The 13,386-nt window shown below is 40.2% G+C and carries 7 protein-coding genes and 2 pseudogenes; 7 read left to right on the top strand and 2 right to left on the bottom strand.

Going from position 1 to position 13,386, the window contains the following annotated elements:
* Positions 1-14 precede the first annotated feature (14 nt).
* The 4 genes and pseudogenes from RS130_RS07515 (at position 15) to RS130_RS07500 (ending at position 5,372) form a co-directional block, all read left to right on the top strand.
* Positions 15-1,720: pseudogene (locus tag RS130_RS07515) on the top strand (GMC oxidoreductase).
* Between the two features lie 52 nt (positions 1,721-1,772).
* Entirely contained in the window at positions 1,773-2,588 is an 816-nt protein-coding gene (locus RS130_RS07510; protein WP_316025444.1) for a 3-keto-disaccharide hydrolase, read from the top strand.
* Between the two features lie 50 nt (positions 2,589-2,638).
* Positions 2,639-3,925: a GGDEF domain-containing protein gene (locus RS130_RS07505; protein WP_316025443.1), complete on the top strand. Its 1,287-nt coding sequence runs from the start codon at positions 2,639-2,641 to the stop codon at positions 3,923-3,925.
* Positions 3,926-5,156: 1,231 nt separating this feature from the next.
* On the top strand, positions 5,157-5,372 hold the full coding sequence (locus RS130_RS07500) for a helix-turn-helix transcriptional regulator (protein WP_316025442.1): 216 nt from the start codon (positions 5,157-5,159) through the stop codon (positions 5,370-5,372).
* Positions 5,373-5,604: 232 nt separating this feature from the next.
* On the opposite strand, the pseudogene RS130_RS07495 reads toward RS130_RS07500, so the two are convergent.
* A pseudogene (locus RS130_RS07495) lies at positions 5,605-7,171 on the bottom strand (GNAT family N-acetyltransferase).
* Between the two features lie 158 nt (positions 7,172-7,329).
* Between RS130_RS07495 and RS130_RS07490 the strand changes: the two are divergent.
* Both RS130_RS07490 and speA read left to right on the top strand, forming a co-directional pair.
* Positions 7,330-8,670, top strand: coding sequence for a magnesium transporter (locus RS130_RS07490; protein WP_316025441.1), 1,341 nt, complete (start codon positions 7,330-7,332; stop codon positions 8,668-8,670).
* A gap of 112 nt (positions 8,671-8,782) precedes the next feature.
* A complete protein-coding gene (speA, locus tag RS130_RS07485) occupies positions 8,783-10,702 on the top strand; it encodes a biosynthetic arginine decarboxylase (RefSeq protein WP_316025440.1) in 1,920 nt (639 codons plus the stop codon).
* Between the two features lie 58 nt (positions 10,703-10,760).
* Here the strand turns inward: speA and RS130_RS07480 are convergent, their stop codons facing one another.
* Positions 10,761-11,900 (bottom strand): serine hydrolase domain-containing protein, encoded by a 1,140-nt coding sequence (locus RS130_RS07480; RefSeq protein WP_316025439.1) that lies wholly within the window; start codon positions 11,898-11,900, stop codon positions 10,761-10,763.
* 280 nt (positions 11,901-12,180) lie between these two features.
* Here RS130_RS07480 and RS130_RS07475 point away from each other — a divergent pair, with 280 nt between their 5' ends.
* Positions 12,181-13,353: a bifunctional transcriptional activator/DNA repair enzyme AdaA gene (locus RS130_RS07475; protein ID WP_316025438.1), complete on the top strand. Its 1,173-nt coding sequence runs from the start codon at positions 12,181-12,183 to the stop codon at positions 13,351-13,353.
* The last annotated feature ends 33 nt before the right edge of the window (positions 13,354-13,386 follow it).

Raw genomic sequence — 13,386 nt, 5'->3', positions numbered from 1 at the left:
AGAAGGTTTTTAGAATGACAGAATATGATGCAATTGTAGTAGGCTCAGGAATGAGTGGTGGCTGGAGCGCCAAAGAATTAGCAGAAAAAGGCTTGAAAGTTTTAGTTTTGGAACGAGGCAGAAAAATAGAGCCAAGTAAGGATTATGCTGATTTTGTTAGCCCTTGGGATAGACCAAATCTCGATCAGATCCCAGAAGATGAAGTAAAAAATGACTACCCAATTCAGTACAGAGCAGTTAAATATGCCATGCGCGACAGTACTAAACATTTTTGGGTAAAAGACAGTGAACACCCATATGTAACACCAGAAGATAAGCCTTATGATTGGATCCGCGGCTATCACACCGGCGGACGCTCACTCTTATGGGGACGTCAATCTTACCGTTTAGGTCCTCAAGACTTTGAAGCCAACAAAAAAGATGGTCATGGAACTGATTGGCCAATTCGATACGATGATCTTGCGCCATGGTATGAATATGTAGAAAAGTTTGCTGGTATTTCTGGAAGTGCGGAAGGGCTTGAACAGTTGCCCGACAGTATTTTTCAACCGCCCTTTGAAATGACTTGTATCGAAAAAGAGTTTAAGAAAAATTTAGAAAAAGAATTTCCGACCCGAAAAGTCATTAACGCCAGAATAGCGCATCTCACCAAACCCACCGAAGAACAGATGGCATTAGGTCGTGGGCCTTGCCAAGTAAGAAATCATTGCAACAGAGGTTGTAGTTTTGGCGCGTACTTTTCTTCTAATTCAGCCACGTTACCGGCAGCCATGAAAACCGGAAATTGCACCATAGTTAACAACGCTATAGTGCACTCTCTTGAATATGATGAAAAAACCAAACGCCTGTCAGGCGTAAAAGTCATTGATGCTGAAACCAAAGCAGTTAAAACCTATACGGCTCGATTGGTTTTTCTAAATGCTTCTACCATCGCTAGTACCATGATTTTATTGCAATCGAAATCAGCAAGCTTCCCCAATGGCTTAGCCAATAGCTCAGACCAAGTGGGCCGCAATTTAATGGACCATGTTAGTGCTGCGGCCGCTACAGGGGAATTCGAAGGGTTTGAAGACCAGTACTATTATGGTCGACGCCCCGGAGGTATCTACATTCCACGGTATGCCAATATCACAGAACAAGACAAACCTTACTTACGTGGATTTGGCTTCCAAGGCGGAGGCAAACGTATTGGTTGGACAGGCAATCGGTACAGGTATTGGCGAAGACTTCAAGCAAGCGAATCGCAAACCTGGAAATTGGCAAGTGGGAATTTACGCTTTTGGCGAAGTGCTTCCTAACCCAGAAAACCGCGTTACTTTAGACAAAACTCAAAAAGACAAATGGGGTCTACCATTAGCCAATATTAATTGTGAAATGGGTGAAAACGAAAAGATCATGATGCGCGAAGCGCAAAAAGACGCCTATGAAATGCTAAAAGCGGCAGGAGCCGTAAAAATAAATAAGGGCCCAGATGCAGAACTAAATTTGTCATTGCTAAGGCAATCGAATTCACGAAATGGGCACAGCCAGAATGGGGCGCGATCCTAAAACTTCCGTATTAAATGAGTGGTGCCAAGCTCATGACGTGCCAAATTTGTTTATTACTGATGGGGCTTGTATGCCATCGGGTGGCTGTCAAAATCCATCATTAACCTACATGGCACTATCTGCCAGAGCAGCAGACTACGCAGTTAAATTGTTTAAGAAGGGCGAGCTGTAGTCTCGTCTGCCCTTTTATTTGAACAACCATTAAAAAATAGGAAGTTGAAACAATGAAAAAACACATATCAGCAGTATTGTTTACTGTTGGCTCTGCTTTAGCGCTTAGTGCATGCAGCTCGCAAAACATGGCTGAAAATACCGATAAGTCGGCTAATGAATGGGTTAGCCTTTTCAATGGCAAAAATTTAGATGGTTGGACGCCAAAGTTTAACGGTTTTGCCGCTGGCATTAATTACAAAGACACCTTTAGAGTTGAAGATGGTTTACTCACCGTTTCTTACGATAATTGGGATGGCTTTGAAGATGGCAGGTTTGGTCATCTATTTACCAACAAATCTTATTCAAATTATAAGATTAGAGTTGAATATCGTTTTATTGGCGAGCAAGTCACCAACGATCCTGCTTATAGTTGGGCCTATCGAAACAATGGCGTGATGTTGAATTCGCCCCCAGCTGAATATATGGGTATAGATCAACCCTTCCCTATTTCTGCCGAGGCACAATTGTTAGGTGGTAATGGAGTAGATGAACGGCACACTGGCAACCTATGCTCACCTAGTACTGACATTGTTCAGCAAGGAAAGTTACAAAAAACACATTGTATAAAGTCAAATTCTAAAACCTATCACGGCGACCAATGGGTTTGGTTTGAAGCCGAAGTAAGAGACGATGGCAGTATCAAACACTTTATTAATAACGAGTTAGTGTTTGAATATTCAGCATTACAAATTGATCCAAGCGATAAGTGGGGCAAAAAGTGGCTTGATGAAGGCAACCCATTAAAAATTACCAAAGGGCACATATCTGTCCAAGCAGAAACCCACCCAACGCAGTTTAGAAGGATAGAAATTAGACAGTTAAATTAAATTGAATTTGTCTATAATCAATTTAAGTTAACCTTTTTAAGTGCAGAAAAATGATCAAGGCAGTGACAACCAATCTAGGCTGGTTAAAATTTATTGCCTTTTTGGTCACCATAGCTTTGGTCATTTTTTACGATTACATACCCACTCGCACCCTACAATTGCACCCCCAACTCGGCAATAATACCCATATCATTATCGATAATAATACGGGTAGTGACACAGAATTCGCTTGGATAGACAGAGAAAAATATGAGTGGACTTGTACCTTTAATACAAATAAGGGGTACCCATTTTGCAATATTGCGATTTCTTGGTCTCACCCACCTTATGAACAATTAGATTTATCCTCCTACAGTTACTTGCTAGTCGATCTCGAATATGTGGGAGATGCCAAATATATCAGCCTGTTTATTCGCAACTATTACCAATATGGCAGTGATGAGGACGAGATAAAAACCGGAAAGTTCAATAACGTTACCAAAGCAGCAACGTTTTATGAGCAAGTATTGCCTATTTATTTTGACCAACTGCGAGTCGCCGATTGGTGGGTTAATGAATTCCAGGTTCCACCAGAATTGGTCATGCCTGACGTTTCTCAAACCATTTCTATGGGCTTAGGCATTCCACATCCCGTTACTTTAGGAACACACAGATTTCGTTTGCATTCGATTACTGCAAAGGGCGCCTATGTATCTAGAGAACATTTATATTTCACAATCATTATTTTTTGGGCAATTCTAGCACTAGCCGAAATACTTTATAAATATGCGGTGCTTAACAGAAAATACCTAACCGAAAGCAACTTATTATCGAAAATGGCAGAACAGAATCAACTGTATAAAATGAAAGCCGAAACCGACAAACTAACTTGTATTTTGAATAGAGAAGGCATTAGTCAAATTACCAAGAAATTACAAGAACAAGGTATTTTGCAGCAGTATGCGCTATTAGTGCTCGATTTAGATTATTTCAAACAAATCAATGACAGCTTTGGGCATGCCATTGGTGACAGCGTACTCAAAGACGTGGCACAAATTATTACCAGTTGTAAGCGTTCATATGACCTAGTCGCTCGCTGGGGTGGAGAAGAGTTTGTAGTATTGTTTCACTGCTTAGACAATGAACAACAATTTGTTTTCGCTGAAAAAATTAGAAAAGCAATAGAGTCCGCCAGTTACGATGTTGGTGAAAAAACAACAATCACCGCAAGTATCGGCGTTACCAGAATTAAAAAGTCTACAAGTTTGGAGCAAGCATTTTTACAAGCCGACCAAGCATTATATTATGCAAAAGGCGGCGGCAGAAACCGCGTTGTAATATTCAAAGAAGAACAATAGCCTGCACTAGTCTCTTAATCTCTTTTTAGCCCCTAGCCACAGTCATCTTGAGTCAAGTGGCCAACTACTTGTGAAGCTTGCATCGGTTCGCTTACGTCAGTGCACCTGCTAAGGCTCCTCGCTCATAGGCCCCCTTATACCAATCCGTCATAAAAAGTCTCGCCTCAACGAGCGTTTGCATGCGCTTAATTAAGGGCTTGAATGAGCATTTTGAATGAATAACTCGTTATTGAAAAAGAGGCCACTACTTCTTTGAATTCGAGCAACACAGAGTAAGCGCATTTCCAAATGGCCGATAGCCATTCAACCCATTCCACCTGTAAGCAATCTACTTCTTTACAATAAACCCCATAAAGATGGAAATTTATGTTTGCAAGCACTTACATTGGTGGCAATTTTAATTTATAGTCTTAGTGTTGATTGTGCTAAGCGTTAATTAGGAAAGTTACGTAAGCGCAAATATAGCTGAACTCCAAAATTGTCAGTAAATTTTTGCGTTTAGTTTGACTATAGGGCTCTAATTATTTGTTCGAATCTGCTTTAGAGAACGAACGTTTTTTTATCTAAACGAGTCAAATAAAAAGTATATTTTTAAACGTTTCTTTAAACTTTTTGCGGTTGATTGAGATTGAAACCTTGGTCAACAATGGGCCTATAGATAACGTTTAGAATTGAAAGATACACCTTACCCCAATGCGATTTAGTTATCAGGTATTACAAGTTGAAAAGCGCAACGTAATCCTAGGTAAAATGGTTTATAGATTATTGGGGGTTTCAGTCTGCTTATTCTACCACTGACAATTTGTTGTACATTCCTTAAATCTAGAATACTAATTCATACCCAAAGTAAATTATAATTAACATAAAGCCTAGTTTTATATACTATAAGTCAATAAAATAAAACAACTTACGGTGTTGGTTATTCAGATGTGGAAACTAAGGGCTATTTATCTAATCAATTAAATCAACAAGTAGAGCGTTTCCGTTCGTCAAAATACAAGCACAATCGGTTTTAGTATTACTATAGATGCAATGGAGAACGACAGATTAGGCTGCACACTTTAGGCTTTACAAAAAATTGACTGCACTAAGTTAACAACAAAAATTGCCTCTGAAATTGAATTTGATTTTTATTGTTATCGCAGTGCGACAGATTAATTTTTCACAGCCCACTAGCGCAAATGAAAAGCTAGTGCTTTACACAAAACAGAGGAACACACAGAGACAATTTATGCGTACTTTACCTATCAACAATAAAATAAGAGAGCTTAGATTTTTTGCCGAAGAGATGACACAACACGAACTTGCTGAACTTATTGGTGTATCTAGACAAACAATTATTGCCATAGAAAATTGTAAGCACTCACCAACTTTGGAAGTAGCGTTTAAAATTGCAACGGTGTTTGGACAAACAATTGAAGAGGTTTTTCAATATCAAATAGACTAAGCCTTTATTTAATAACAATCGATAATAATAGACAAAAATAAAACTTACCACGCCATTTTTATTACCCTAAAACAAAAGTGATTACATACAAACTTTCATTATCTGCTTTTTCCTATCCCTAACGACTATCACCACTCAGCGAATGTTTAGATGAATTGTGCTCGGTAACTCAATTGAACCGCAAAAATTGCAACTCAATTGAGTTTAGTACTATGCCCTACTATTAATTAAGTTACTTTTTACCGATCCAATCTACCCGGTATAGATCTCGTCTACGATCAAGATAATTTCGAACAGAGCCTTCATTTTGCAACTGTGTTAACTTGTCAAAGTCCAAATCAACAATCAATGTCATTTCAGTGTTAGGTGTGGTTTCGGAAACTATCGCGTCATGGGGGAATGAAAAATCTGACGGAGAAAAAACAGCCGACTGGCCATATTGAATATCTACATTATCTACCTTAGGCAAATTACCCACACTACCTGCAATAGCTACATAACATTCATTTTCGATGGCACGAGCTTGCGCACAACGTCTGACTCGTAAATAACCATTCTTGGTATCCGTCCAAAATGGCACAAACAAAACTTGAATTTCTTGCTCCGCTAAAATTCTACCAAGCTCAGGGAATTCCACATCGTAACAAATCAAAATACCAATTTTGCCAAAGTCAGTATCAAAGGCCTGTAATTTATGCCCACCTTGCATAATCCAATCTTTCTTTTCATGTGGCGTTGGATGCAATTTATACTGGCTATCAATTTGTCCATCTCGATGACATAGATAGCTAATATTATACAATTCATCGTCTTCAACCACAGGCATAGATCCTACAATCACGTTGATATTGTAAGATACAGCCAAGCGAGATATTTCGGTGAGAATTTTCTCACTGTAAGTGGCTAAATTCCAAATAGCATCAATCGACGTTTCGGCAGGATCGATTCCCATTAGCGGCGCATTGAAAAATTCAGGAAACAGCGCAACATCACATTGGTAATCAGACAAGGCGTCGATAAAGTACTCTGCTTGCTGAAGCAACTCTTGCACATCGTTAAAGTAACGCATTTGCCATTGAATACAGCCAATCCTAGCGGTGTTTCTATGGCCGCCATACAATTTAGCGGGGTCGGCGTTGTAATACATATTGTGCCATTGCAACAATGTTGCGTAACCTTGAGATGCTTCATCTTCAGGCAAATAAGCTTGCATGATCTGCTTTTACTTCAAATCCATTAGAAATTTGAAAGGTTAATATCGGGTCATACAAATCTTTTGATTTAACCGCTTCGATATACTCATAGGGAGACATGTCGGCTGAATGTTTCGAGTAGTTTGGAATTCGTCCCCCTGCCATGATCGACTTAAGGTTTAAGTTTTTACACAATTCTCTACGCGCTTCGTACAATCTACGGCCAACACGTAAACCTCGATATTCTGGAGAAACAAACACATCCACTCCATACAGTACATCACCGTTTGGATCGTGAGTTGTTAAGTAAGCATCACCGGTGATTTCATCGTAGGTATGTTTATCACCAAACTTGTCATAATCAACAATCACAGAAAAAGCAGCTCCTATGACTTTTCCTTTATCTTCGATACAAATTTGCCCTTCGGGAAATGTACTTAATTGAGCTTGATAATTCTTTAACGGCCAAGCGCCGCCAACTTGCGCGTAAACCACATCCATCAATTCTTTAACGTCAGCATAATCATCTAAGGTTAAATATCGCAGCTCAAAAATATGCTCGGGATCATCAATGCTGGGTGTACCAGTTACTTCTCTGTCTTGCATAAAATTCACTCATAAAAGTTTGTTGTTAGCCAATTGAACAACCAAGTCAATGGTTCTTCAAAATATCCCTAAAAAACCTGCTCTAAAGGACATACAAGTAGTACCGAATTAATTTACAATTGTATATAAATTATTTTAAGCAAAAAAAGGACGGCGAAATGGTTACCAATGAACAAAGAGAGTCGGCCTTTATATGGTTATTAGATAGACTGCAAGAAGGTCAAATTGCGGTTCCTATTATTGCCAGAGAATTCAGCTCAGAAGATTGGGCATTTATATTCGAAGGTCTACCCAAACAATTGCGTTTGGAGCTTTGGCAAACTCTTAGCGAAGATAAAAAATCCCCCATTTTGGCGGCGATGCGTGATGACTCAAGAGAGCAACTGGTTTCTTTGCTTAGCGCAGAGAACATTGAAGATGTTGCTCGTTCTAGTAGCGCCGAACATTTAGTAGAAATTTTAGATGTACTACCCAACAAAATAGCTAAGAGCCTAATTCAAAAGCTAACTCCAGAAGATACTGGCTTAGTAGAAGAGGCCCTCAACTATAATGATGAACAGTTAGGTCGCTACGTAAACCATGAGGTTTCCACAGTAAGCAAGGGCATACTAACCAAGGATTTATTACAAGAGATAAAGGTTGAAAAATTGCCACCTTACACAGACAGCGTGTTGGTCATTGATGAGTCAGGCCATTATCTCGGACAAATCGATATTAACCTATTGTTCGATTGCGATGATGGACAAGACGTTATGCAAGTTGCTGAATTTTCAGACCATGTACTTGCCGCCGACTTAGATTTATTTGAAGCTTCTGAAGCGGTAAAAAGCAGTGGCCGCTCGATGCTACCTGTTATTAATAACCAAGGTAAATTACTCGGCCGCTTTTCAATTAAAGACGCCATTGATGTTTATCAAGAGTACTACGAAAGTCAAATGTCGCACATGGGTCGAGTCAGTGATGAAGATCTGTTTGCTCCCGTCTTTACCAGTTCTAGGCGACGAGCTGTTTGGCTAGGCATCAATTTAGTCACTGCTTTTGCCGCATCAATTGTCATCGGTCTATTTGATAAAGTATTAGCCGAAGTGGTAACCCTAGCAGTACTGATGCCAATAGTGGCAAGTATGGGCGGCATAACAGGCAGCCAAACCCTTACTCTAACAATACGCGGATTAGCCACAGGTCAGCTAGCTAAGTCCAATTTACAAGCACTCGGTAATAAAGAAGTACTGGTCGCTTTTTTTAATGGCTTATTGTGGGCGGCGGTTATTTCTTTTATTACTTCCATTTGGTTCGAAAACAATGCGCTTTCAGCCATTATTGCTTTTGCGGTTGTTCTCAATATGGTGATTGCAGCCATTGCTGGCATAGCCATCCCTGTTTTGCTAGACAAAATGGGCATTGATCCAGCCTTGGCTGGCTCGGTAATACTGACAACTGTTACAGATGTTGTTGGTTTTTTTGTATTTTTAGGCTCAGCATCTTTGCTGTTATTGTGAGCAAAGTAAACGCTATAAAATAATCGAAAAAATGGGTAATAGTTGCTAGCTTGAAGTTATGTAGTCAAATATAATCCATCGGTTTTTTAATCCCCTATACAGTGAATTTGGCATGGCAACTACAAACAATTGGACCGTAAACGATTCTGAGAACCTTTACCGTGTTAAGCGCTGGGGTGAAGGCTATTTCGACATTGGTGAAAATGGCAACTTATTTGTCACCCCTGATCCCAGCAATACAGAAATGCGCATTGACTTTAAAGCTGTGGTTGATGAGATCAAACAAGAGGGTATTCAATTTCCGGTGGTTGTGAGATTTCACGATATCCTGCGCTCTCAAGTAGCAAAACTAAACCAAACTTTCCGGGCAACCATCGAAGAAGCTGAATATCAAGGTCAGTACATGGGAGTTTACCCGATCAAAGTTAACCAAATGCGAGAAGTCGTTGAAGAAATAGTTGATGCTGGTGCACCGTTTAACTATGGTTTAGAAGCTGGCTCTAAGGCTGAGTTGCTCACGGTGATGGCACTCAACACCAATACAGATTCGCTTACCGTTTTAAATGGCTATAAAGATCAAGAGTTTATGCGTCTTGCTTTGCTAAGTTTGCAACTTGGTCGCAAAACGCTAGTGGTCATAGAGAAGTTCTCAGAGCTAGTCTTATTAGTCAAAATTGCCGAAGAACTAGGGGTCAAACCTTTAGTAGGTGTCCGTTCTAAAATGACCGTGAAAGGCCGAGGAAAGTGGGCTAGTTCAGGGGGCGAAAGAGCCAAGTTTGGCTTGACCATCAGTGAAATAATCAACGCTGCCCGTTACCTAGCCGATCGCGGCATGACCGATAGCTTAAAACTGTTACATTTTCATATAGGCAGTCAATTGACCGACATCCGTTCAGTAAAAGAGTCGATCAACGAAGGCGCCATGATTTATTCTGAATTGTACAAAATGGGCTTCGAATTAGACTATGTAGATGTAGGTGGCGGTTTAGGTATCGACTACGACGGCAGTCAATCAACTAACGATTCATCTCGTAATTACAATATGAGTGAATACGTGGCCGACATCGTTTTTGGAATGAAGCAAGTATGCGACTTAGAAAACGTACCGCACCCTACTATCGTTAGCGAAAGTGGGCGGGCAATTACCGCTCATCACAGTTGTGTGATCACCCAAGTGGTAGGAGAAATTAAAGCTCACAGTACGGGAATTAAAACCGATGCCGTCGCAGACGAGCACATATTGGTGAGTAATATTCGTGAGTTAGCCGACATCATTGATTCTCACGACAACCTACAAGAAATATTCAATGATGCCTCACAGTTTAAAGAACAAGCACTAGATGCGTTTAAATTAAGAGTTATTTCTTTAGAAGAACTTGCCAAAATCGAAACCCTATATTGGCAAATAATGGAAAAAGTACAGCTTAAAATTCAATCAGCTGAATTTGTCCCAGAAGAAATGCAAGAGTTAGAATACAATCTTTCATCCCAGTACTTATGTAACTTCTCGGTTTTCCAATCGGCTGCAGATACCTGGGCGATTGATCAATTGTTACCGGTAGTGCCACTCACCAGAATGAATGAGCGACCTACAGTTAATTGTTCATTGGTTGATATTACCTGTGACAGCGACGGAAAATTGGACCAGTTCATCGGAGAAAATGGTATTTCTGATGTGTTGTCCATGCATCCTCTTAAACCCAACGAAGATTACTTCTTGGGCTTATTTTTAACTGGCGCTTATCAGGATGTAATGGGTGATATGCACAATCTATTCGGTCGTTTGAACGAAGTGCATATTTTTAGTCACGACGATGACCCTGAAGATTTTTATATAGAAGAAGTGGTAAATGGCTCGTCCGTTGAAGACGTACTATCCATTATGCAGTATCACCCTAACTCAATGGCTCAAACCGTTAAAAAGGCAATTGACGCGCATGTCGCAAGTGGAGAGATGAAACCTAGAGAAGGGGTCAAATGGACCGACTTTTACGAAAGTTGTTTAAAAGGGTACACCTATCTAAAAGTGTAGTAGCCCCATCTAATCTGGCAGCCAGTTACTCGCTGCCAGTTAAAAAACTCTGCGCGCTTTATTGAGTGTTAGCTGCGCTAAGTTTAGTTTGTTTTGCATGCTTAAAATATCGCTGCCAAAAGTCTGGGGTTAATTCATTAATCAAATTAGATTCAGCGTTCATTAACATGATATAACCGACACCAAACTCAGGAGCAAAGGCAATATCGGCCCGATACCCCTTCACCCAACCTCCGTGATAATTTAACGCTTCGCCATCGAATTCATATACACGCCATCCTAAGCCGTAGTGCGCATCACTCAAATGTGACCGCCAATGCCGGCGATACAGTTCTTTTTTACTTTTCACCAGTGGCGATGTCACCTGTTTAACCAGAGCTGGGGACACAACATCTGGGTATTCACCTAGTAATGCACGCATCCAAATAATCATATCTCGTATACTGGCATTCACACCCGCTGCAGGAGAATATCGATAATAATCATCTCGTACCGAAGATGCCCGCCACCCATTCTTTGATATGGCGACATGTGGCTTAGCCCATTTTTTAGCGCTTTGCAGGGCACTTTTACCCACACTCGCAAATGGCATTTTTAATGGTTTAATTAATGTATTCTGTAACGCTTCAGCATAACTAGACTTATGTTGAATAAAAAACTCTTCTACAACGGCAAAAAGCGTATTTTGGTATGTGTAACACTGACCTGGGTTACAAAGTGGTTTAAGCCCTGCAAGCATAGTGAGCACTCGCTCTACAGGGTAATTAGCCTCTATTAAATTATCATACGCATTGGGTGTATAGCCACTTGATTGGCCAATAACATGCTGTAACGACAACAAAGGTCGACCATTTTCCACCAGCTCAAATTGGGGCGCAAAATCAGCAACCGGATCAGCCCATGCCAGTTCTTTGTGGTCGACATATTTTGCGATCAACATTGAGGTAAATGTTTTAGAGACCGACGCTAATCGAAATACGGTGTCTTGGTCTATTGGCGTTCCAATTTTTTTATCTTTGCCGTACACAACTACAGAAGCAGGTTTACCTTTTTCAACAAAAGCAAAGGTGTAACCTGGTAAGTTTTTAGATTGCGCTTTTTTCTGTGTTTTTTGCGCAAACTCTTTAAACCAAGGATCGGCCGCGAATCCACTCGTGCTGTAAACACTTATTAAGCACAGAAATAGATACCTAATCATAGGTGACTCGTAACGATAATTGAGCACAACAAAAATAGCGGCAAATAGAAATAACAAAAAAAATAATCATGACCTTTTTAGCGGATTAATAAGTAGACATAAAAGGGGATACAGTAAAAATCCATTCCCCCTAATATCTTATGCTGTGAGTATAAGTATATTCCAAGTAATAATCATCGCATCGGAAAAATAAAATCCACTATCAACTTCCGCTTTTGTCGCATTTTAATCGACAAACTCGTTAAACTAGGCAGTGAATCACCTTCTTAATGATAATTAAATGAACAGTCTATATCAGCAAGCACGATTAACAAAAGACCATAGATTTGATGGTAAGTTCTTTATTGCGGTTAAAACTACCCATATTTTTTGTCGGCCTATATGCCCAGCGAATTCGCCCTTAGAAAAAAATGTTGAATACTTCCAGCTGGCAGAACAGGCCATTCTAGCTGGCTACAGACCTTGCCTTCGTTGTCGACCAGACAGTGCACCACAATCTTATGCCTGGCAAGGCGTCAATACCACGGTAAATCGTGCCGCCCGATTGTTAAGAGAACTGCCGGACAAGAGTATAGAACAAGTAGCCGAAAAATTAGGGGTGTCGACTCGGTATTTTCGGCAGTTATTTCAGCAACATTTAGGCATGAGCCCGAAACAATACCAATTGTTCAATAAGGTATTATTTGCCAAGCAATTGCTACATCAAAGTCAGCTAAGTATAGAGGCTATTGCCTTAGCCAGTGGTTTTTCCTGTGCTCGGCGTATGCAAACACAATTCAAGAAAATAACCCATTTTACGCCTAGCCAAATACGTCGCAGGTCGAATATAACCGTGACCAAAGAAATACACATGGATCTAGCATTTCGTCCTCCATACAATTGGCAACATATTCAAACCTTCTTGCAGGCCAGAGCCATAGCAGGCATAGAAGCGGTCACAGAGAATAGCTATTCACGTCGTTTCCAAATTGACAACTGCTTAGGTTTTTTTAGGGTGGTTTTTGAACCAAGCAAACATCAACTAAAAGTCACAATTCAACTGGAAGATCTAGCTTATTTAAAAAAAGTTGTCAGCAATATAGAGCGAATATTTGATGTAAAAGCTGACACTCAACACATTCGACAACAGTTAATTGCAGCGGGCATCAACACACTAGACATCACACAGGGTATGCGGTTACCCGGAGTGTGGAACACGTTTGAGGCAGGTTGTCGAGCCATTCTTGGTCAACAAATATCTGTAAAAGCGGCTATAAACTTACTCACTCAACTGTGCCAAAATTTAGCGCAAAAACCTGATGAAGAACTGTATTTTGTCACTCCCCAAGCCGTAGCAAATAGTGATTTACATTTTCTAAAAATCCCTAATAGTCGTAAACACACATTAATTGCATTTGCTCAATACATGACTGAAAAACCAGCACTTGCCGCTAAAGGATTGGATAAAAATTAAAGGTATCGGTCCTTGGACCATCGCCTATGCTCA

Origin of the sequence: Paraglaciecola aquimarina (assembly GCF_032464635.1) — a bacterium.
Taxonomy (GTDB): domain Bacteria; phylum Pseudomonadota; class Gammaproteobacteria; order Enterobacterales; family Alteromonadaceae; genus Paraglaciecola; species Paraglaciecola aquimarina.
This window is presented reverse-complemented; position numbering and strand designations above follow the sequence as displayed.